The sequence below is a fragment of the Caballeronia sp. LZ035 genome (assembly GCF_031451175.1).
Taxonomy (GTDB): Bacteria; Pseudomonadota; Gammaproteobacteria; order Burkholderiales; family Burkholderiaceae; genus Caballeronia.
The window spans coordinates 2,956,254-2,977,995 of the sequence record NZ_JARUXS010000001.1; the positions used below are offsets into that span (position 1 = coordinate 2,956,254).

Here is a 21,742-nt window from a genome sequence, read left to right on the forward strand (position 1 = left end):
GAGTCCGCGATGGCAGGCCCGATTCGTTCCAGCATGCGCGGCAGTTCGCGCCGCGCCATGGCCGACATCAATGTCGTGCCGTACATCGACGTGATGCTCGTGCTGCTCGTCATCTTCATGGTGACGGCGCCGCTCGTTTCGCCTTCGATCATCAATCTGCCGACCGTCGGCAACGCGCAGCCGCAGGAACAGCAGCCGCCCGTCGTCATCAACATCAAGGCTGACGGCAGCATGAACGTCCGCTACAAGAACGACGACGGCGCCACGCAAGAGCAGAAGATGACCAAGGACGATCTCAACACGTTCGTGCTGAACCGGCAGGAGTCGCATCCTGATCAGCCCGTCGTGATCGCCGCCGACAAGACGGTGAAGTACGAGGTCGTCATGAACGTGATGTCCGATATGAAGTCGCGCGGCGTGAAGCGCGTCGGCTTGCTCGTCAAATCGCAATGACCGCTTCGCAGAACACGCATCAGCCCGCGCGCGGCGCGTCCGCGCGGCCTCTCCGCCCGCCGCGCGAGCGCGGCACGGGCCGCGCGTTCGCGCTGGCCGCGGTGATGCATCTGCTGCTCATCTGGCTGCTGTATCACGGCATCAACTGGCAGAACAACACGCCCGCCGGCGCCGAGGCCGAAATCTGGACCGAGCTCCCCGACACGCCCGCGCCGACACCCCGGCCTACCCCCACGCCGCCCGTCCCGCAAGTGAAGGCGCCGCCGGCGCCGCCGCCCGCGAAGGACGAAGACGCCGACATCGCGCTGCAGGAAAAGAAACGCAAGCAACAGGAAGCCGCCGCGCGCGAAGCGCAACTTGCCGAGCAGCGCCGCCAGCAGGAACAGGCTCAGCAGGAAGCCGAGGCGAAGCGCGCGCAACAGGCCGCGCAAGCCGCCGCCGCGGCCGCGCAACAGAAAGCGATGCAGGACAAGCAGAAGCAGATCGAGCAGCAGCGTCAGGCCGAACTGCAGAAGCAGCAGCAACAGAAGGCGCAGCAGGACAAGCAGCGTCAGCAGCAAGCCGAAGCGCAGAAGCAGGAACAGAAGCAGGAGCAGTTGAAGGAACAGCAGGAAGCCAAGGCGAAGGCTGACGCCCAAGCCAAGGCCAAGGCTGAAAGCGACGCGAAGGCCAAGGCCGCCGCCGATGCGAAAGCCAAGGCTGCGGCCGAAGCAAAAGCCAAGCTTGACGCGGAGCGCAAGTCGCGCCTCGCGCAGCTGCAGGGTCAGCTGGGCGGCGGTACGGCGTCGAGCGGCGACGGGCTCGCGAAGAGCGGCACCGGCAAGGGCGCGGGCGGCAATGCGACCTCGCCGGGCTATGCGGAGAAGGTGCAGCGCCGCGTGCGGCCGAACATCGTGTGGGCGGGTGAGACCGCCGGGCTGGAGACGGTCGTATCGGTGCGCTGCTCGGCGTCGGGCACGCTGCTGTCGGCGAGCATCACGCGCTCGAGCGGCAACGAGCAATGGGATCAGGCGGCATTGCGCGCGGTGCAACGATCGGATCCGATGCCTGTCGACACCGATGGCAAGGCCCCCGATCACTTCACGATAACGCTGCGCCCGGCTGGAAGCTGATGACGGAAGACACGCGATGCCTTGCCAACAGTAGACAAGGCGCGTTGAAAGCCTGCATTAAGCAGCGGGAACGAATCGTGCGACCGCGGGTCTGTTCTGCAGTCCGCGGACACTTGAAAACGCTTTTTTCTGGAACCTATACAGCATGAGTTTGATGACGAAGCTTGGCCTGAGAACGCTGGTCGCGTCCTGCCTGATCGCAGCCGGCACTGCCGCACACGCCCAGTTGAACGTACTCGTGACCGGCGTCGGCTCCACACAATTCCCGATCGCCACGGCCAACTTCGCGAACGAAGCGAGTTCGCCGCAGCAGGTCAGCGCCATCATCCGCCAGGATCTGCAGCGCAGCGGCAAGTTCACGAACATCGACGCGGGCAGCACGCCGGTTGCGGAAGGCGACTCCGTCGATCTCGGCGCCTGGAAGGCCAAAGGCGCGGATGCATTCGTATCGGGCAGCGTGAACAAGCTGCCGAACGGCCAATACGAAGTGCGCTTCCGTCTGTACGACACGGTCAAACAGCAGAACCTCGGCGGCCTGTCGCTCGTCAGCGCCGAAAGCGGCCTGCGCATGAGCGCGCACAAGATTGCCGACTACATCTACGCCAAGCTGCTGGGCGGCCGCGGTGTATTCGCCACGCGTCTGTCCTATGTCATCCAGACGGGCGGCCGCTACCAGTTGCAGATTTCCGATTCGGACGGTCAGGACGCGAAAATCGCCCTCTCCAGCCCCGAGCCGATCATCTCTCCGGCATGGTCGCCGGACGGCACGAAGGTCGCGTACGTGTCGTTCGAGCGCAAGAAGCCGGTGGTGTACATCCACGACCTGCCGACAGGACGTCGCGTGGTCGTGTCGAACCAGAAGGGCAACAACAGTGCCCCGGCGTGGTCGCCTGACGGCCGCAAGCTCGCGGTCGCGCTCTCGCGCACCGGCAACACGCAGATTTTCGAAGTCAATGCAGACGGCTCTGGCCTGCGCCGTCTGACCCAGGGCAGCTCGATCGACACCGAGCCGTTCTACTCTCCTGATGGCAACTCGATTTATTTCACGAGCGATCGCGGCGGCCAGCCGCAGATCTACAAGATGCCGGCGGCAGGTGAAAGCGCCGGCGCGGCCCAGCGGGTCACGTTCACCGGCTCGTACAACACGAGCCCGCGCGTGAGCCCGGACGGCAAGCAACTCGCGTACATTTCGCGCACTGGCGGCGGCTTCAAGCTGTACTTGCTGGACCTCGCGTCCGGCACGGCAACGGGGCTGACCGACACGACGCATGACGAATCGCCGAGCTTCGCGGCGAATGGTCAGTACATCCTCTACGCCACCCAAGTGAACGGACGTGGCGTGTTGGCAGCCGTATCGACCGATGGTCGCACGCGGCAAGTCTTGTCAGTACAGGGCGGTGCGGTGCGCGAGCCGTCCTGGGGTCCGTTCATGCAATAAGTCCAGCAATAACGTTCACATACAACGTTCAGCTACAACACAAGGAGAGGTACCATGATGTCGAAACTTCGTATCGGCCTGGCAGTTGCGATGGTCGGCGCATTGGCGGCTTGTCACTCGGGCGTGAAGCTCGATGAAGGCCAGAACAAGGGTGCAGTCGGCACGCAGCCGAACCCGACGGACGTGAAGCAGGTCAACATCGACCCGCTGAACGACCCGAACAGCCCGCTCGCCAAGCGCAGCATTTTCTTCGACTTCGACAGCTACGCCGTGAAGGACGACTATCAGCCGCTGCTGCAACAACACTCGTCGTATCTGAAGAGCCATCCGGAACGTCACGTCCTGATCCAGGGCAACACCGACGAACGCGGCACGAGCGAGTACAACCTGGCGCTCGGCCAGAAGCGTGCGGAAGCCGTGCGTCGCGCGATGTCGCTGATGGGCGTGGCCGACTCGCAGATGGAAGCCGTGAGCCTCGGCAAGGAAAAGCCGATGGCAACGGGCCACGACGAAGCGTCGTACGCGCAGAACCGCCGTGCGGATCTCGCATACCAGCAGTAATCACGTAACGTAACCTGTCACGGGTGAGTCGCACTATGTTGTATCGCTTTCCCTTGCTGCGCGCTGCCGCAGCCGCTTGCGTGGTGGGTTCGACGATGTTCGGCGTGCCTGCGCACGCCGGCGTCTTCGACGACAACGAAGCGCGCAAGGCCGTGCTCGACCTGCGCACGAAAGCCGACAGTCTGTCGAATCAGCTGCAGGCCGCGCAACGTACGATCCTCGATCAGCAGAACCGTCTCGACCAGTTGAATCAACAGGTCGCCACGGTTCGCGGACAGAACGAGGATCTGACCAACCAGGTCGTGACGCTGCAAAAGCAGCAGAAGGATTATTACGCCGATCTCGACTCGCGCCTCAAGAAATTCGAGCCGCAGCAGGAGACGATCGACGGCGTATCCGGTGCGGTGCAGCCTGGCGAGACGGAAGCGTTCAACGCGGCGTCGACTCAATTCCGTAGCGGCGATTACAAGAACGCCGCGGCGTCGTTCAAGACGTTCGTGGCGAAGTATCCGCAGAGCCCGTATCAGCCCACGGCGCAGTACTGGCTCGGCAACGCGCTCTATGCCCAGCGCGACTACAAGGGATCGACTGCGGTCTGGCAGAACCTGGTGAAGAGTTATCCGACGCATCCGCGAGCACCCGAAGCGCTGCTTGCGATCGCGAACAACCAGATCGAGCAAGGCCAGAAAGCGGCTGCGAAGCAGACGCTGCAGCAGATCATCTCGCAGTACTCCGGTACGGAAGTCGCGACGACGGCGCAGAGCAAGATGTCGCAGGTGAAGTGAGCCAAAGGTGAACCAGGCCTGCTGCACGGATGATGAGAACGCCTGCGGCAAGTCACGCTGCAGGCGTTTTTTCTGAGGCCATTGGCCGGTTTGCGATGCGGTTTGGTTGACAAAAAGCCAATTCGCAGATTATAATTTCGCCTCTTTTGGGTCGTTAGCTCAGCTGGTAGAGCAGCGGACTTTTAATCCGTTGGTCACAGGTTCGAATCCCGTACGGCCTACCAAAAGATTCGAAGGGCTCAGCGCACGCTGAGCCCTTTTCTTTTGTGCGATCTCTTCTGCCCGCCCTCACTCCCTCAGCATGCTCAACCGCGGCGTCATTTCCAGCTCGGTGACCGCGTCGAACATCGCATTCGCTTCGGCTAACGAACGATCCGCCGCTGCCTTGCGTTTCCGGTAGGTCAGAAGCTGTCTCACCCCTGCCGCATACACCATCGCGCCCAGCAGCGCCCATTGCCACGCGACGAACGCCATCAGCACGAGCGCCGTGCCCCAGAACACAACGGGCCCATGCTTCGGCTTGTCCGGCACGGTGCGCAACGCCACGCCGATACGCGCCACCGCCGTCTCCAGTCCTTCCACCGTGCCCACGCGCTCCGCAAGCCGGGCTTCGATTTCATACACGGCGCGCATCGACTTTTCCTTCGACGCCAACGACAGCGAACCGATATCCGACAGCAGGCTGATCGCCTCGTTGACCTGCGCAAAGCACGGCGTCAGAGCGGCGAATGTGGCTTCATGCTCGGGCAGGCGCATCGCCTTTCGAATCTCGAAACGGCTCACACAGATGCCGTGCGAGAAAAAATACTGCTGGACGGCACGCGCTGTCCGGCCTTTGAGCCGCTCCAGGAATTCCTCGTTGGCTTGATCGCGCTTGATCATGATGTCGCTCCTCAATAGCAAACCGGCTCCTCACTCATGAGCCGACCGGGCGCAGCTATTCTTTCCGCTTCTGTCGAGCGGCGTCACCAGAACAATCTGAATTCGACGCACAACGAGCAGAGCCGGAGCATCAGGACACAATCCGTCCCGGTGCTTCTTATAATCGAGCGCGGTTCCCAACTCGCCCAAACACTCGCGCAAGCACTCGCCCAAGCCATGACCAACAGCCTCGACGAAGCCATCCTCCGCGTGTTGCCAACCGAACGGGACGCCACCGCCTGGCTCCCAACACCGGAGATCCGCCGCCGTCTGGAGGAGCGCGGACACCGCGTCGGCTATACGAAGAAAGTGCAACGCCATCTGACGGCGCTCGAAGCGGACGGCCGCGTCGTCTCGATGCTCAACGGACGCGAACTGCTGTGGCAACGCAAGCCCTGGTTGCACGGCTTGCAGGAAGGCGTCGGACTGATGAGCGCATCGGAAGCCGTAGCGTTTCACATCCTCCAGCGCTTCGCCGGCAACAAGCTGCCGAACGCCGTGACGCGCGACATCGATCCGCTCTTCAAGGCCGCCGAAGCGCGGCTGTCGCAGGAGAAGGAGGACAGCCGCATCTATCGCGCGTGGGCGGACAAGATTGATTCCGTCGATGGCGCCTTCACGCTGATTCGCCCGAAGCTGCGTCCAGAGATCTTCCAGGCCGTCGCGACCGCGACCTTCTTCGAGCGCGAACTGCTCGTGCAATACCGGCCCGCCTATAAAAACGAAAGCGGCAGCCCGACCGATGAACCGAAGACCCGCACGCTCTGGCCGCTCGCGCTGGTGGAATCGGCGGGCGTGATGTACATGGTCGCGCAGGATCCGAAGCGCGCGCCGCGTCCGGAGAAGGGCGAAACCGAATGGATGCGCACGCTGTATCGGCTCGACCGGATTCGCTCGGTGACGGAATCCGGCGAGGCCTTCACGTATCCGGAGGACTTCAAGCTGCGCAAGTACATCGAGACGCAGCAGGTGTTCGATTTCCTCCCCGAGCCCGCCGTGCGTCTCGAACTCGCCTTCGAAGGCCACGCCGGCAATCAGCTGCGCGAATCGCCAATGTCGAAGGATCAGCAGATCGACACCTTGCCCGACGGCCGCACGAAAATCTCCGGCACTGTCACGCCGAGTCTGAAGCTGCGCTGGTGGCTGCGCGCCCTTGGTGCGGGCGTCGAGATTCTTGCGCCCCAGACTTTGCGCGATGAATTCGCGGAAGACTACCGCAAGCTCGCCAACCGTTATTCCGAAGGCACTGCGCCATGAACGACACCGCGCTGCTCGAACAAGCCGCCGCCTGGATCCGCGCCGCCGACGGTCTGCTCGTCACCGCCGGCGCCGGCATGGGCGTCGACTCGGGCTTGCCGGACTTTCGCGGACCGGAAGGCTTCTGGCGTGCGTATCCGGCACTGCGGCATCATGGCTTCTCGTTCGAGGACATGGCCAATCCCGATGGTTTCGTGCGCCATCCGCAACTGACCTGGGGCTTCTACGGGCATCGGCTGGCGCTGTATCGGGCAACGCAGCCGCATGAGGGCTTTCACGTGCTGAAGCGCTGGGCAGCACGCATGCCGCACGGCGCGTTCGTGTTCACGAGCAATGTGGACGGCCAGTTCCAGCGCGCGGGTTTCGCGCCGGAGCGCGTCGCCGAATGCCACGGCGCGATCGACACACTGCAATGCCTCGATGCCTGCACGCACGATCTCTGGTCCGCGGATGGCTTCGATCCCGTCGTCGATGAAGCGCGCTGTGAGCTCGTCAATGCGCCGCCGCGCTGTCCGCGTTGTGATGCGCTGGCGCGCCCGAACATCCTGATGTTCGGCGACTGGAACTGGATCGAGCGGCGCTCGGCGCAACAGGAACGCCGGCTGGCTGCGTGGCTGCATGGTGTCGAGCGGCTGGTGGTCGTCGAACTCGGCGCGGGACGTGCGCTGCCCACGGTCCGACGCTTCAGCGAACGCAACGGACCGCGCGTCATCCGCATCAATCCGCGTGAGCACGCCATTGCGCCGGACCGGGGTATCGGCATCGCGGACGGTGCGCGCGCCGCGCTGCTAAGCCTTGACGCCCTGCTGAAAGACGTGTGACGCAGGATATGCGTCAGCCCATGTAACGCACGTTGACCTGCGGCCCGAACACCTCGCGCACGATCTCCACAAGATGATCGTGATGGCTCAGAAAGATCACCTGAGTACGCTTCGCGAGTTGTGCGAGCACACGCAGACCGGCGCGGGCGCGGCCATCGTCGAAGTTGATGAAGAGATCGTCGGCGACGAACGGCAGCGAGGCCGCCCGTTCCCCATGTTCTTCCAGCGCCGCGAGCCGCAGCGCGAGATACAACTGGTCGCGCGTGCCCTCGCTCATTCCGCCGATCTCGACGTGCTCGCCGCTCACCCGCACCGCGGAGAGCGCCATCGGCTGGCGATCGTAGTCCACGACCAGCCGCGAGAAGTTGCCAAGCGTCAGTTCGGCGAAGATCGCACTGGCGCGCGACAGCATCGGGCCTTGACGGCGTTCGCGATAACGGTCGATGGCCCATTTCAGCAGCGTCGAGGCGGTTTCGACCTTGACGAACCGTTCGGCGGCCTCGGCCATGGATGCCAGCGCTTCCTGGCGTTTCGCCTCGGCGCGCGCGGCGTTGGCTTCGCCGGAGATGGCTGCGAGTTCGCGCCGTGCGGCCTCGAGCGCCGCCGCGATGTCGTGCGCCGCATTCACCGACTCCGACAACGCCGCCCCGATCCGCGACAGCTCCGCTTCCACGTTCGGCATGTCCGCGCCCTCCACTTCGGCAACGAGCTCGTCGAGCGTGAGGCCATCGCCGCCCTGGATGAGCGCGGCGCGCGCGTCGTCGGCGGCGGCCTTGAGCACGCCTTTCCTGTGCGATTGCGCGATCAGCGGCGCGAGCGCATCGGGCGTGTCCACCGCCGACAGTTCGTAGAGCGGCCGCAACGTGGCCTTCGCCTCCTCCACTTCGAGTCTCGCGTAACTCACCTGCGCATCCGCCGCCGCACGCTCCTTTTTCAGCCGTTCGCTGTCGAGCTGTGCGGCCACGGCCTGATCGAGCCGCGCCGACAATTCCGCTGCGATCCGCGGCGCGCCCGCAGCGGTCAGCGACGCGTCGAGTTCCTGCGCCAGTTGCGCTGCGTCGGCATCGAGCGCGGCAAGCGCGCGGCGCATGGCTTCAATCTGACCGCCACGAATGCCGTCCACTTGCGTCAGCTGCTCGCTGATCTGCTTCACGATGTCGAGCGCCGTTTCCGCCGCCGCCTGCGAATCCACGGCGCGTGCGAGGCCTGCCTTATCGAGCACCGCCGTCCAGTCCTGCTGCCAGCGCTCGAACGCTTCACGCGCCGCCTTCGCCGCGCCCTCGCGTGAGCCGCGTTCGGCCTGCGCTTCGTCGAGTTGCGCGTGGAGATTGCGCCGCGTCACGCCCGCTTCGTCGATGTCGGCGATGCGCGCCTCGGCGCTGTCGCACAGCGCATCAATACCGGCATGCAGGTCCTCCGCTGCGCCGGATGCATTCAACTGACGCGCGAGTTCATCGCGGCGTGCGGCGGCATCGGCGGCTTCGCGCGCCAGCTCCGCGCTGCGGGCGTGCAGCGCCTGTGCGGCCGTCAACACCGCATCGCGCGACGCCATCCACGCCGGCGCATCATCCAGCGGCATATCCGCGACGCCCGCCTGCGCGGCGAGCGCGCGCCAGTCGTCATCGAACTGCGTCAATGCCGTCGCGGCTTCGGCCACGCTTTCCTCGCGGCGCGCGAGCGTCGCTTCCGCGCTGACGATGCGCCGCTTGAGCGCCGTCAGTTGCGTCGCCTGCCCGACCGAGCCCAGCTGACGGTCCGCCAGTCCGTCCGATGCATGCACTGCCTGCTCGAAGCCCGGCGCGCCTGCGTCGAGCGCGACGTCGCCCGAGCGGATCGCGTGCCACGCGGCATCGCGCGTCGCACGGGCATCGCGCACTTCGGCGGCCGTCACGACGTCGTGTGTCTCGACCAGTTCGTCCAGCGCATGGCGAGCCGCGCGCAGATCATCGCGCGCCTCGTCCAGCCGATCCGCCGCGAGCGTCACACGCGATGCCCGCTCCTGTCGCTCGCGCCGCAACGTGGCGATGCGCTCCGGCGCGGGCAAGGTCATCGACTGCAACGCGTCGACCGGCCGCGTCCAGCGTCCGAGCGCGGCGAGGCCCGCGTCGAGCGACTGCTCGGCCTCGCGCTTTGCGTCTTCCAGACGCCGTTGCTCCGTACCCGAATCGCGATACTTCTGCGCAGCGCGCAAGGCCGCACGCAGAGCGGGCGACACCTCGCCATCGTCGATGCCCGCCAGCCGCGTCTTGAGCATGTCGATCTGCTTCGCGGCTTCGTCGGCGGCCTGCCCGGCGTTGCGCGCCGCATGTTGCAGTTCGCCACGCTCCAGCATCAGGCTCGATAAAGTCTGAAGCACCAGCGCGCCGGGCAGCGCGTGACGCGCGCCCGCTTCGTCCTGTGGCCAGCGGAGTTGCGCGCTGTGCTGCGCGACCTGGCGCAACCGAACGTCTACTTCGTTTTCCAGCCGCGCGATATCGCCGGCGTGATTCACCGTGCGCTCACGCGCGGCGTCGAGCGCACGAATGCGCGCCTGCGCCGCGAGCATCGTCCGGTCTGGCTGGATGGCGTCCGCCTGGGTCTGCAAGCGCGCCGCTTCAGCCACATGCAGTTCGACGGCCCGTTCGGCAGAAGCCAGCTGCGTCAGCGCATTTTGCAACGTCACCCCGGCGTTGGCCGGCAGTTCCCGGACCTCGCCCAGTTCGCGCAACTCGGCGCTCTTCTCGCGCCACACATTCAGATGCGGCGCCACGCGCCGCACGCGTTCGAGCCGGCCGCGCTGCACTTCGAGCGCCGCGCGCTGCGCATCCTGTTCGCGGCGCTTCTCCTCGGCCTCCTCGACGGCCCCCTGCGCGCGTCGCCATTGCGCCGTGCGCACGCTCGCCGTCTTCAGCTCGGCGCTGGCTTCGTCGAATTGCTTGAGACCGGCGTAATACGCACGATCGCCCGACTTGCGCTTGGCCCACAGCCGGTCCGCTTCGTCCGCGAGCCGCTGACGCACGTCGCCGAGACTCGCGATGCCCGCCGCCGACTGGAACAGCACCTGCCCGACATCGCTCGATGCATCGAGAATGGCGTCGCCGCCGCGCCGCAGCGCGTCGTGATTCAGGCAGTACATCTGCTCGAAGAAGTGCTTGTCGGCGGCGCCGAGGAACGGCGTGAGCGCGTCGGCGGCGAGCGGGTCACCGTTCGGCGCCGTGAGCGACGACTTGCGGCTCTTGGTCCGATGAAACGCAAACGCCGCGCCGTCCAGTTCGAGGGAAGCGCCGAGCCGCAGATCGCTCTGCGGATGCACGAAGGCGAGCGGCGAGCTGTGCGGCATGCCGAACAGCAACTCGGAGATGGCATTCCTGATGGTGGACTTGCCGGCCTCGTTCGGACCAACGACGAAATGAAAGTCATGCTCCGCCACCGGAAAATCCACCTCGTGTTCGGTGAATTTGCCGTAGCGGATGAGTTCGAGTCTACTGATGCGCATGGGCTTACTCCGCGTCCGCGAGTTGCGCGATGAGTCCGGAGCGCACCTCGCTCACGAGCGCCGCCAGCTCGCCGTTGCGCACCTGTTCAAGCTCGGGCACGGACTTCTGCAGTTCGCTCGGCGCCTGCGTCGCCAGCACGATCAGTCTTTCCTTGAGCATCTCCAGAAACTCCGGGTCGGATTCCGCTTCGATCAGGAGGCCGTGCAGGTCGGCGAGCGCGTCGCTGCGTCCGGCCGTAGGCACTTCCTGCAATAGCGGCCGGGTCGCGACTTTCACCTTCTCCAGCCAAAGCCGGTCATGGCTGATCGCTGCGATCTGCGCGAGCACTTCGGCGCGCAATTGCGTCGCGAGTCCGAACAGCTCGCCGTGCGCCTGGGTCGCACCGGTGATCGTCACGCGCACGGCATGCGGCACCGGCGACGCCGCGCCATCCGCCAGCGCTTCGAGCGCACGGCCGACCGCGCGCGCGACTTCATCGAGCGTCGCGGCCTGTGAGGCATCGACGCTCACCGCTTCCCAGCGCAGCACGTCGATGAACAGCCGCTCGACGCTCACCTCTTCCGCGTCCGACACCGTCACCAGCACGGCGCCGCGCCGCCCGGTCTCACGGATGTTGCGCCCTTGCAGATTGCCCGGAAACACGATGGTCGATGCGTCCTGCCAGATCGCATATTCATGCACGTGCCCGAGCGCCCAGTAGTGATACTGCTTCGCGTGCAGTTCCGCGACCGAGCACGGCGCGTAGTTCGCGTGCAGCGCCGCGCCTTCGAGCGCGGTATGCAGCACGCCGATGTTGAAGTAGCCCGCGACCGGCGCCGGATAGGCGGTGACGAGATTCGTCGTGACGGCCTTTTCCTTGAAGCTGTGGCCGTGCAGCGCGACCTTGAGCGCGTCGATGCGGAAGGTCTGCGGCTTTCGCGCCGAGAACGTGTGGACGTTGTCCGGCAACTGCAACTGGCTCGTCATCTCGCTTTCGGCGTCGTGATTGCCGAACAGCACATACACGGGAATGCCCGCGCGGCGCAGACGACCCATCTCGCGGCAGAAGAAGATGCCGGTGTTATGGTCGCGCCAGGTTCCGTCGTAGAGATCGCCGGCAATGATCATGAAGTCGACCTGCTCGTCCACCGCTACCGAAACAAGCTTCGAAAAGGCTTCGCGCGTGGCGTTGCGCAGCATGTCGGCGGGTGCGTCGGCGTAGGCGGACAGGCCGTGCAGAGGGCTGTCCAGATGGATGTCCGCCGCGTGTATGAAGCGCATGCGCTGTCTCCGTGATGAAAGGTTGCCACTGGCCCGCGGCGACCGGGCGGTCGATTCTGGCAGCCGCTCCGGACACATCGTGTCCAGCTTTGCCGTGAACGTTCGGGACGCCGGATGTCCCGCGCCGTCCGCACAATCAGCCGCTCGGAATCAACGCGACACGAGGCCAGAACGATGAACGAAACACTCGAACGACACGCCACGATCACGAGCCCGTACACGCCGGGCAATGTGGATGCCGCGATCAGGCATCTGGAACGCGTGCTCTCGGCGGAAGGCGCCAATTCGCTGTTCGGCCAGACTTACTGGCGCTGCCGCGTGCGCCAGGTGAGCGCAACGCGGGGACTGCAGCGCGAGCAACGTGCCAGGCTGGAACGCCTGATGAACCGGCTCGCCGATGCCGGCGCGCTTCAGTCCTGAATCCAGTCCTGATTTCAGGATTGCGCCCCGCGCGAGCGTTGCAGCGCCTGCGCCAGCGCGACGAATTCCGCGACCGGCACTTCCTCGGCGCGGCGGGTCAGATCGAAACCGAGCGCATCGAAATCGATCGACTCGCGGTAAGCGGACAGGTTGTTGCGCAAGACCTTGCGACGCTGTGCAAAGGCAGCCTTCACGACGTCCGAGAGCGCGTTCTCATCCACGTCGGGCAATTCGTGCGGCGCGAACGGAATCATGCGCACGATCGCGGAATTCACTTTCGGCGGCGGATTGAACGATTCGGGCGGCACGTCGAGCAGCTTGTCCATCACGTAGCGGTATTGCAGCATCACCGAAAGCCGGCCGTAGTCCTTGCTGGCGGGTTCGGCGATCATCCGGTCCACCACTTCGTCTTGCAACATGAAGTGCTGGTCGATCACCTGCGGCGCGAAACGCGTGAGATGAAACAGCAGCGGGCTTGAAATGTTGTACGGCAGATTGCCGACGATGCGCAGCGTGGGCTTGCCACTCTCCTCACCTTCGACACCAGCAAGCGCGCCGAAGTCGAATTCGAGGGCATCGGCGGAATGCACGACCAGACGCTCGCCAAAGCGCTTCTCCAGCCGCCCGATCAGATCGCGATCCAGTTCCACCGCATGCAGCGGCGACTCCGGCGTCGCCACTCTTTCGATCAGCGGTTCGGTCAGCGCGGCCAGTCCCGGCCCGATCTCGACCATGCGCTCGCCGCGGCGGGGCGCAATGGTGTCGACGATCGAGTCGATGATGCCCTGATCGACGAGGAAGTTCTGCCCGAAGCGCTTGCGCGCAAAATGGCCTTGATGTTTGGTCGGCATGTTCGTTTGAATGAAGCTCGCGCGGCGGCTTTCAGGCCGCGCGTTTGTGGCGCGCCATCGTGACGGCGGCGTCGATTGCGGCGATCATGCTGCCCGCGTCCGCGCGGCCCGTGCCGGCGAGATCGAGCGCGGTGCCGTGATCCACCGAAGTGCGGATGATCGGCAGGCCCAGCGTCACGTTGATGCCTTCGCCGAAGGTCGCGTATTTCAGCACCGGCAGGCCCTGGTCATGGAACATCGCCAGCACGCAGTCCGCGTCCTGCAGATAGCGCGGCTGGAACAGGGTGTCGGCGGGATACGGCCCCGGCGCGTCGATGCCAAGCGCACGGGCCTGTTCGAGCGCGGGCGCGATCACGTCGATTTCCTCGCGCCCCAGATAGCCGTTTTCGCCCGCGTGCGGGTTGAGGCCGGTGACGAGGATGCGCGGCGCGGCCAGGCCGAAATGCGCGCGCAGGTCGTGATGGATGATGCGCAAGGTCTCGACGAGGCCCTCCACGCTCAGCGCGGCCGACACGTCCTTCAGCGGCAGATGAGTGGTCGCCAGCGCGACCCGCAGCGGGCGCTCGCCCGACCCCGCCAGCATCATCACCACGCGCGGCGTGCGGGTGCGCTCCGCGAGATATTCGGTGTGGCCGGTGAAGGGCACGCCGGCGTCGTTGATCGTGCTCTTTTGCAGCGGCGCGGTGACGATGGCGTCGAAGCGGCCGGACACGGCGCCGTCGATGGCGGCATCGAGCAAACCGAGCACATAGCGCCCGTTGGCCGCGTTCAGCTTGCCCGCCTCGGCCGGTGCGGCCAGCGCGTGATGTTCCACTTCGACGGGTTCGCCCGCCGCCGGCCAGTCCGCGCCGGCACGCTCGGCAAGCAACGCGCGGTCGCCGAGCACCGTGAAGCGCGCCTGCGGCCAGCGCGTGCGGGCCTGCCCGAGCGCCGCCGCTGTCAGTTCCGGGCCGACGCCCCCCGGCTCGCCAGTCGTGATGGCGATGGCGAGCGGTCGGGTGTCGGCGGTGCTCATTGTGCTTACTGCTGCGCCTGGGCAGCGACGCCCTTGTACTGCACGTAGGCGGTGTCGCGGAGTTCGCGCAGCCAGTCGGAATAGGCCTGCTCCGCCTTGCGCTGGCCGATCGCCTGACGCGCGATGTCGAGCTGCTGCGTGGCCGAGCCTTCCGCTTCGCGACGGCCGAGCACCTGGATCAGGTGATAACCGTACTCGCTGCGCACCGGGTCGCTGACTGCGCCGTCCTGCAGGTTGTTCATCGCGCGCTCGAATTCGGGCACGGTTTCGCCCGGGCTGATCCAGCCGAGGTCGCCGCCCTGCGAGGCCGAGCCGTCCTGCGAATAGGTCCGCGCGAAGTTCGCGAAGTCGCCGCCCGCCAGCACTTGCTGCTTGATGTCGAGCAAACGCTGGCGCGCCGCCTGTTCCGACATGCCGTCCGTCACGCGCAGCAGGATGTGGCGCACGTGGGTCTGCGTGAGCTTCGGCGCGTCGGCGGCGGTGCCCTGGCTCGCGCGCCGGTCCACCAGCTTGATGACTTCGAAGCCGCCGCTGGTCCGCAGCAGCGTAGGCGCGACCTGACCCGGACGCAGCGTCGCCACCGCCGTCACGATGCCCGCCGGCAGCGAAGCCGGCGCACGGAAGCCGAGATCGCCGCCCTTGGAGGCGTCGGTATCCTGGGAGTTGTTCTTGGCGAGCTTGGCGAAGTCGTCGCCGTTGAGCGCCTGCTTCAGCACGGCGTCGGCCTTGCCCTGCGCCGCCGCGACGTCCGCCTCGGGCGCGTCCTGCGCGACCTTGAACATGATGTGCTGCAAATGCAGGTCGCTCGTGTTGCGGGCGCCCGGACCGCGCTGGCTGGCGATGTAGTTCGCCACTTCGCCGTCCGACACCGTGATCTTGCTGTCGACTTCCTTCTCGCGCAGCTTCGACAGCGTGAGCTCGGTGCGGGCGTCGCGCACGAAGGTGGTCCAGGGCACGCCCTGCGCCTCGATGCGCGAGCGGTAGACGTCGAGCGTCATCTGGTTCTGCTGGGCCAGGCGGGCGAGCGTGCGGTTCACGGTGGCGTCATCGATGTTGATGCCGTCGTCCTTCGCCTTCTGGAGCTGGATGCGTTCGAGCACCATCTGGTCGAGCACCTGGCGCTGCATCTGGTCCGCGGGCGGCACCGGCGCGTTCTGCTGCTGGAGACGCTTGGCGATCAGCGCGCTGCGCTCTTCGAGTTCGCGTTGCGTGATGACGCCGTCGTTCACGACCGCGACCACGGAATCCGCCACCTGCGCACTGCGGTTCGACAACGCCTGCGCGCCGGCCGGCGTACTCAGGATCAACGCAGCGGCGAGCGCGCCCGCCACGATGGCCGTCGATCTAAACAATTTCACGTTTGACACAGAGACTCCATCAAATTCCAGCTTCACCCGTTCGTGTGCTGCGTGTGTGGTGCGCGGCGCCATTGCCTGGCGCCACTTGCGTGCTGCTCGCGTGCTGCTTGCGTGTTTCCTGCCTGTTGCTCACCGCTCCGGCGTCACTCGTAGTCGCTGTAGCGGGCGAGCGGCGGCGCGGCCGGCGGCGGCGACTGATACCCCTGGACACTCGAGCGGAATGCGCTGACGAGACCGTTGTCGACGTTCGACAAGCCCTTGAACGTCAGTTGCGCCAGCACCCGCGTGCCCGCCGAAAGCTGGCCCGTGCTGTTGACGCCGTTGGCGTAGCGCTGCACGCCGAAGCCGAACGCCCAGCAGTCGGCATCGTACTGGAAGCCCACCAGCCCGTCGACGAGACGATGGCTCGCCATGTCGTAGTTGACGCGGCCGACCGCGTAGAGGCGGTTCGTGAGCGGCCATTCGCCGGACACCAGGATCTGGTTGATCGGCTCGTTCGACAAGGTGGTCTGGTTCGAACGCGTATAGCGGTAGCCGACGTTGATCACCTTGCGCGCGCCGGGACTGAACGCGAAACCAATGCTCGAACGCACGAGCTGGTTGTTGTCGACATTATATTGGAACGCGGTTTCCGAAGCGAAACCTGCCCCGAGCTTGATCGCCGCGCCCGCGATCAGGTCCGAGTGCTTGGCCTGGTCGGGCAGCTGGCCCGGCGTGATCGTGACGCGCTGGCTCTCGAAATAATACTGCTGCGCGATCACGAAACGCGCGCGTTCGTCGCCGGTCGCCGGGTTGATGAAGCGCGTGGTCAGGCCGGCGGTGATGCGGTTGGCGTCGGCGATGCGGTCGTTGCCGACGAAGGTGTTCGGCGTATAGATCTCGGCCAGTCCGAAGTCGGCTTCGGAAGTGTCGAAGATCGGCGCGAAATCCTGGTTGTGATACGGCGTATAGACGTAGTAGAGGCGCGGCTCCAGCGTCTGGATATAGTCCTGGCCGAACAGCCGCACCGAGCGCTCGAACACGAGCCCCGTGTCGAAGCTCAGGGTCGGGATCGACTCGGTGAAGTTCTTGGGCTGGCCCGCAACCGGCGGCGACGAACCCGCCACCTGTGACGTGGCAATGTGGCTCAGGTCATACGACGCGAAGTGCCACTGCACCTTCGGCGTGATGAAGTAGCCCGGCGCGTTGATGCCGTAGCTGAGGTACGGATTGAAGTACAGCCGATTGCCGTCGGTCGCGCCTTCCTGCGAGATCGTGAAGCGCGTGGCGTCCAGTTCCGCGCCGTAGTCGAAGCCGCCGACGTTGTACTTGTTGTACTGGACGTTGACCTGCGGCTCGCGCGCATACGGCGGAATGGACGGCTGCAGCGTCTGCCAGCGCTGCTCGCGAGCGAGCACCGTCCACGGGCCGTTGCTGTACGTAAGACCCGCTTCCTGCTGATACAGCAGTTGCGTGCCGTTCAGGAACTGGTTCGACGCATTGCCCAGGTCTTCGGGATACTGCGAGTCCGAAACCTTGTTGTAATTGACATAGCCGCCGAAGCCGTTGCCGAAGTTCTGCTGGTGCTGCCAGAAGATCGCGTAACGGTTGGTATGCGTCTCGCGGTCGTTCGGCAGATAGTTGACATCCAGCGAACCCGAATACGTGGGCGACAGGTAGCGGTAGTTCGCCTCGCCGAGCACGCCGCGGCGCGTCATGATGCGCGGCGTGATGGTGAGGTCGCGGTTCGGCGCGATGTTGAAGTAGTACGGGACCGTGACTTCGAAACCGGTCGTCGAACTGAGCGAGAACGTGGGCGGCAGCAGGCCGCTGCGGCGGTCGCCCGTCAGCGGGAACGACATCCACGGGCTCGCGAACACCGGCACGCCCTGGAAGAACAGCACGCCATTGTGCGCGATGCCCTCTTCCGCGCCGGTGTCGAAGTCGAACGACGTGCCCTTGATGTACCACGCCGGATCCGTCGAGCAGGCGCAGGCAGTATAGGTGCCGTGATCGACGCGCGCACGCTCGTTGTCGACCATGTCAATGCGCTCAGCGCTGCCGGAGCCGCCCGTCAGGTTGAAGTGGTACTTCGGGTTCGTCATGAACCCTTCGTTGGCCTCCACCTTCAGATGCGCTTCCGGACCGATGAACGACACGCCGTTGTTGATCAACCTGACATGGCCGAAAGCATCGGCCATGTCGGTGTCCTGGTCGTAGTGCAGCGCGTCGGCCTTGATGACCGTCACCGTGCGCCGCACCTCCGCCGAGCCCTTCGCGGCCATGTCCTCGTCGGACGTGCCAGTGGTCTTGTCGCCCAGCAGGAAGGTGGTCGGCTGCTGGCCGCTCTGCAACGGGCGCTCTTCGAGCTGCGGTGCGAGGCGCAGGCTGTCGGCGCCGTCGAGCGGCGCGGCATACGATGCGGCCCCGCTGAGCTGTGCATGCGCGAACGCGGGCATCAGCCCCGGCACGGACAGCAGCGCGACGACGAGCCGCCGCCTGCGTGGCTGAGCGTCAGCTTTGATTTTCAAAACGGGAAACTGTCGTGGCGGCATGGATGGGTGGCGGTTCGATCCCGTTCGCGTCCCATGCGCCCGATGCCGCCGGACAGGCGGCCGCGCCCTCACCGCAGTCACGAACTTGACGGTCCGTTGCTAGCAGGGACGACACTCGATTGAACGATGACGCTCACAGTCGTCGGGGGCCTGGCGCCAGGCGTGAAACGGATCGCTTGAAAAGTCGTGGGGTATTATATGGCAAGATGTTTGGCCCCTCGAATTTATGACGAACATTCCTTCCGACGCGCGCCTTGAACAACTCGGCGCATGGCTTCAACGTCTTGCCGAACGCTACCGGCTGAACCTCACAAGTCTTGCTCCCGCTTCCGCCGACGCCAGCTTTCGCCGCTATTTCCGCCTGGAAAGCGACGCGGAGTTCGGCGCGACGCTGATCGCGGTGGACGCCCCGCCGCCCGAAAAGTGCCGTGAATTCGTGCAGGTCGCGGGCCTGCTGGACGCGGCGCAAGCCCACGTGCCGAAGATTCTCGAAGCCGATTTTGATGCCGGCTTCATGCTCGTGACCGACCTCGGCACCACCACGTATATCTCCGTACTCGACGAGACCAACGCGCGGCCCCTGATGCGCTCGGCCATCGACACGCTGATCCGCTTCCAGCAAACGGCGCGCGAAGGCGTGCTGCCGGCCTTCGACCAGGCGTTCCTGCGCCGCGAGATGGAACTGTTGCCCGAGTGGTTCATCGGGCGTCACCTGGGCCGCGAGGTCACGGCCGACGAGCGCAAGGTGCTCGACACGACCTTTACGCTGCTCGAACAGAGCGCGCTCGCGCAACCGCAGACTTTCATGCTGCGTGACTTCATGCCGCGCAACCTGATGGTCTGCGAGCCGAACCCCGGCGTGCTGGACTTCCAGGATGCGGTCTACGGTCCGATCACCTACGACATGGCTTCGCTGCTGCGCGACGCCTTCATCAGCTGGGAAGAGGCGTTCGAGCTCGACTGCATCGCGTATTACTGGGAACGCGCGAAGAAGGCCGGCCTGCCCGTGGATGCCGATTTTGGCGAGTTCTACCGGCAGCTCGAATGGATGGGCCTGCAACGGCACATCAAGGTGCTCGGGCTGTTCGCGCGCATTCATTATCGCGACGGCAAGCCGCGTTATCTCTCGGACCTGCCGCGTTTCATCGGCTATGCGCGCAAGGTGGCCGAACGCTATGCGCCGCTGTGGCCGTTCGCGCGCCTGCTCGATGCGCTCGAAGGCCGCGCGCAGGAAGTCGGCTATACCTTCTGAATCTGAACTCCGGACCCTCGATGACGCACGCTCTGACAACGGCGATGATCTTCGCCGCCGGCCGCGGCGAACGCATGCGCCCGCTCACCGACACCTGCCCGAAACCGCTGCTCGAAGCGGGCGGCAAGCCGCTGATCGTCTGGCAGATCGAGCGGCTCGCGGCGGCGGGCATCCGCACCATCGTCATCAATCACGCCTGGCTGGGCGCGCAGGTCGAAGCCGCGCTCGGCGATGGCGCCCGCTGGGGTGTCGAGCTGCGCTACTCGCCGGAAACCGAGGCGCTGGAAACGGCGGGCGGGATCGCGCAGGCGCTGCCGCTGCTCGGCGAGCAGGTGTTCATCGCGGTGAGCGGCGACGTGTTCTGCGAGTTCGATTACGCCGTCTTGCACGCCCGCGCCGAAGCCTTGCAGGCGCGCAGCGCGCCCGGCATGCATCTGGTGATGGTGCCGAATCCGCCGTTCCATCCCAGCGGCGATTTCACGCTGCACGACGGCCAGCTGGCACTCGACGGCGAGCCGCGCTTCACCTTCGGCAACATCGGCCTGTATGACCCGCGCATGTTCCGCGATCTCGCGCCCGGCACGCGCCGCGCGCTGACGCCGTACTATCGCGAGGCCATCGCCGCCGGGCGTGCGAGCGGCGAGCTGTACGCGGGCCGCTGGGAGAACGTCGGCACGCCCGCGCAGCTGCAGGCGCTGGACGAGGCACTGCGTTCGCAGTGAGCGCCCGGATTGCGTCGCATCCGATGGTAAAATGCGCGGTTCTTCCGTCTTTTCCTTCCGTTGCGACAAGCAATCATGTCCGATACCCGTCCCGATACTCTCTTTGCGCTCACCGCGCTCTCGCCGCTCGACGGCCGTTATGCCGGCAAGACCGAGGCCCTGCGTGAATGGCTGTCCGAAGCCGCGTTCATGCGCCATCGCGTGACGGTGGAGATTCACTGGCTGATCGCGCTGTCGCGTGCGGGCTTTGCCGAAGTGCCGCGCTTTTCCGAGGCGTCCGAGCAATTCCTGCTGGGCCTTGCCGAACGTTTCACCGCCCATGACGCGGCGCGCATCAAGGACATCGAACGCGTCACGAATCACGACGTGAAAGCGGTCGAATACTGGCTCAAGGAATCGGTGAAGGGCCAGGCCGAACTGGAACGCGCGAGCGAGTTCATCCACTTCGCGTGCACGTCCGAAGACATCAACAACACGTCGCACGGCCTGATGCTCGCCGGCGCCCGCGAGCATGTGATCCTGCCCGCGCTGCGCTCGGTGCATGAACGCCTCGTCAAGCTGGCGCATGCGCAGGCCGAACAGCCGATGCTCTCGCGCACGCACGGCCAGCCCGCCAGCCCGACGACGCTCGGCAAGGAAATCGCCAATGTCGCGGCGCGTCTGGCGCGCGCGATCCAGCGCATCGAGAAAGTGGAACTGCTCGGCAAGATGAACGGCGCGGTCGGCAACTTCAACGCCCATCTGTCGGCGTATCCGGAATTCGACTGGGAGGCGTTCTCCAAGGACGTCGTCGAGAACCGGCTGAAGCTCACCTTCAATCCGTACACCACGCAGATCGAGCCGCACGACTACATGGCCGAACTGTATGACGCCGTCGCGCGCGCGAACATCATCCTGCTCGACCTCGACCGCGATGTGTGGGGCTACATCTCGCTCGGCTACTTCAAGCAGAAGACCAAGGCCGGTGAAATCGGTTCGTCGACGATGCCGCACAAGGTCAACCCGATCGACTTCGAGAATTCGGAAGGCAACCTCGGTCTCGCCAACGCCACGCTGCGCCATCTCGCCGACAAACTGCCCGTCTCGCGCTGGCAGCGCGACCTGACGGACTCGACCGTGCTGCGCAATATCGGCGTGGCGTTCGGCTACTCGCTGCTCGCCTATGACTCGCTGATCCGCGGCCTCGACAAGCTCGAAGTCAACGCGGCGCGTCTCAACGAAGATCTCGACAACACCTGGGAAGTCCTCGCCGAGCCGGTGCAGACGGTGATGCGCCGCTACGGCATCGAGAATCCGTACGAACAGCTGAAGGAACTGACGCGCGGCAAGGGCATCACCCGCGAGGCGCTGCAGACGTTCATCACGGGTCTCGCGATTCCTGACGACGCGAAGAAGCTGTTGCTGGAGATGACCCCGGGTTCGTATATCGGCCGCGCGGTGGAGCTGGCGAAGCGCATCGGCTAAACCGTCCGCACGATGAACAACGCCCCACGCTGCCTGCGCAGC

Annotated in this window: 18 protein-coding genes and 1 tRNA gene; 12 read left to right on the forward strand and 7 right to left on the reverse strand. The window is 65.4% G+C overall.

Annotation, left to right across the window (positions count from 1 at the left end):
• Positions 1 to 9 precede the first annotated feature (9 nt).
• The 6 genes from tolR (at position 10) to QCE88_RS13955 (ending at position 4,573) form a co-directional block, all read left to right on the forward strand.
• A complete protein-coding gene (gene tolR / locus QCE88_RS13930; protein WP_309809701.1) occupies positions 10 to 453 on the forward strand; it encodes a protein TolR in 444 nt (147 codons plus the stop codon).
• Complete coding sequence (gene tolA, locus QCE88_RS13935) at positions 450 to 1,565, forward strand: cell envelope integrity protein TolA (RefSeq protein ID WP_309902766.1); 1,116 nt, start codon at positions 450 to 452, stop codon at positions 1,563 to 1,565. The genes tolR and tolA overlap by 4 nt, the downstream gene beginning before the upstream one ends.
• A gap of 145 nt (positions 1,566 to 1,710) precedes the next feature.
• Positions 1,711 to 3,003, forward strand: a complete 1,293-nt coding sequence (gene tolB / locus QCE88_RS13940; RefSeq protein ID WP_309902768.1) for a Tol-Pal system beta propeller repeat protein TolB — start codon at positions 1,711 to 1,713, stop codon at positions 3,001 to 3,003.
• A gap of 54 nt (positions 3,004 to 3,057) precedes the next feature.
• Complete coding sequence (gene pal / locus QCE88_RS13945; protein ID WP_309809705.1) at positions 3,058 to 3,564, forward strand: peptidoglycan-associated lipoprotein Pal; 507 nt, start codon at positions 3,058 to 3,060, stop codon at positions 3,562 to 3,564.
• Positions 3,565 to 3,599: 35 nt separating this feature from the next.
• Positions 3,600 to 4,349 carry a tol-pal system protein YbgF gene (gene ybgF, locus QCE88_RS13950; RefSeq protein ID WP_309833276.1) on the forward strand — a complete coding sequence of 250 codons (750 nt, stop codon included), beginning with the start codon at positions 3,600 to 3,602 and terminating at the stop codon, positions 4,347 to 4,349.
• A 148-nt stretch (positions 4,350 to 4,497) separates the two neighbouring features.
• Positions 4,498 to 4,573 (forward strand) — tRNA-Lys (locus tag QCE88_RS13955).
• Between the two features lie 64 nt (positions 4,574 to 4,637).
• Here the strand turns inward: QCE88_RS13955 and QCE88_RS13960 are convergent.
• Positions 4,638 to 5,231, reverse strand: coding sequence for a hypothetical protein (locus tag QCE88_RS13960; protein WP_309902770.1), 594 nt, complete (start codon positions 5,229 to 5,231; stop codon positions 4,638 to 4,640).
• A gap of 216 nt (positions 5,232 to 5,447) precedes the next feature.
• Between QCE88_RS13960 and QCE88_RS13965 the strand changes: the two genes are divergently transcribed.
• Positions 5,448 to 6,527, forward strand: coding sequence for a WYL domain-containing protein (locus QCE88_RS13965; protein ID WP_309903595.1), 1,080 nt, complete (start codon positions 5,448 to 5,450; stop codon positions 6,525 to 6,527).
• The gene (locus QCE88_RS13970; RefSeq protein ID WP_309902772.1) at positions 6,524 to 7,348 is read left to right on the forward strand and encodes a Sir2 family NAD-dependent protein deacetylase; all 825 of its coding nucleotides are present in this window, start codon (positions 6,524 to 6,526) and stop codon (positions 7,346 to 7,348) included. The genes QCE88_RS13965 and QCE88_RS13970 overlap by 4 nt, the downstream gene beginning before the upstream one ends.
• Before the next feature lie 13 nt (positions 7,349 to 7,361).
• Here the strand turns inward: QCE88_RS13970 and QCE88_RS13975 are convergent, their stop codons facing one another.
• Both QCE88_RS13975 and QCE88_RS13980 read right to left on the reverse strand, forming a co-directional pair.
• Positions 7,362 to 10,823 carry an AAA family ATPase gene (locus QCE88_RS13975; RefSeq protein WP_309902774.1) on the reverse strand — a complete coding sequence of 1,154 codons (3,462 nt, stop codon included), beginning with the start codon at positions 10,821 to 10,823 and terminating at the stop codon, positions 7,362 to 7,364.
• 4 nt (positions 10,824 to 10,827) lie between these two features.
• Positions 10,828 to 12,084: a DNA repair exonuclease gene (locus QCE88_RS13980; RefSeq protein WP_309902776.1), complete on the reverse strand. Its 1,257-nt coding sequence runs from the start codon at positions 12,082 to 12,084 to the stop codon at positions 10,828 to 10,830.
• Positions 12,085 to 12,258: 174 nt separating this feature from the next.
• Here QCE88_RS13980 and QCE88_RS13985 point away from each other — a divergent pair, with 174 nt between their 5' ends.
• Positions 12,259 to 12,504, forward strand: coding sequence for a hypothetical protein (locus tag QCE88_RS13985; RefSeq protein ID WP_309902778.1), 246 nt, complete (start codon positions 12,259 to 12,261; stop codon positions 12,502 to 12,504).
• 14 nt (positions 12,505 to 12,518) lie between these two features.
• Here the strand turns inward: QCE88_RS13985 and rsmA are convergent, their stop codons facing one another.
• The 4 genes from rsmA to QCE88_RS14005 all read right to left on the reverse strand — a co-directional run bounded on the left by rsmA (position 12,519) and on the right by QCE88_RS14005 (position 18,262).
• Positions 12,519 to 13,355, reverse strand: a complete 837-nt coding sequence (rsmA, locus tag QCE88_RS13990) for a 16S rRNA (adenine(1518)-N(6)/adenine(1519)-N(6))-dimethyltransferase RsmA (protein ID WP_309902781.1) — start codon at positions 13,353 to 13,355, stop codon at positions 12,519 to 12,521.
• 31 nt (positions 13,356 to 13,386) lie between these two features.
• Positions 13,387 to 14,370 carry a 4-hydroxythreonine-4-phosphate dehydrogenase PdxA gene (gene pdxA / locus QCE88_RS13995; RefSeq protein WP_309902783.1) on the reverse strand — a complete coding sequence of 328 codons (984 nt, stop codon included), beginning with the start codon at positions 14,368 to 14,370 and terminating at the stop codon, positions 13,387 to 13,389.
• Between the two features lie 5 nt (positions 14,371 to 14,375).
• Entirely contained in the window at positions 14,376 to 15,737 is a 1,362-nt protein-coding gene (locus tag QCE88_RS14000) for a peptidylprolyl isomerase (protein WP_309902785.1), read from the reverse strand.
• Between the two features lie 134 nt (positions 15,738 to 15,871).
• Complete coding sequence (locus QCE88_RS14005) at positions 15,872 to 18,262, reverse strand: LPS-assembly protein LptD (RefSeq protein WP_309902787.1); 2,391 nt, start codon at positions 18,260 to 18,262, stop codon at positions 15,872 to 15,874.
• Between the two features lie 226 nt (positions 18,263 to 18,488).
• On the opposite strand from QCE88_RS14005, the gene QCE88_RS14010 reads away from it, so the two are divergent.
• The 3 genes from QCE88_RS14010 to purB all read left to right on the forward strand — a co-directional run bounded on the left by QCE88_RS14010 (position 18,489) and on the right by purB (position 21,700).
• Positions 18,489 to 19,514, forward strand: coding sequence for a phosphotransferase (locus tag QCE88_RS14010; protein WP_309902789.1), 1,026 nt, complete (start codon positions 18,489 to 18,491; stop codon positions 19,512 to 19,514).
• 20 nt (positions 19,515 to 19,534) lie between these two features.
• Entirely contained in the window at positions 19,535 to 20,236 is a 702-nt protein-coding gene (gene murU, locus QCE88_RS14015; protein ID WP_309902791.1) for an N-acetylmuramate alpha-1-phosphate uridylyltransferase MurU, read from the forward strand.
• Between the two features lie 75 nt (positions 20,237 to 20,311).
• Positions 20,312 to 21,700, forward strand: a complete 1,389-nt coding sequence (purB, locus tag QCE88_RS14020; RefSeq protein WP_309902793.1) for an adenylosuccinate lyase — start codon at positions 20,312 to 20,314, stop codon at positions 21,698 to 21,700.
• Positions 21,701 to 21,742 lie beyond the last annotated feature (42 nt).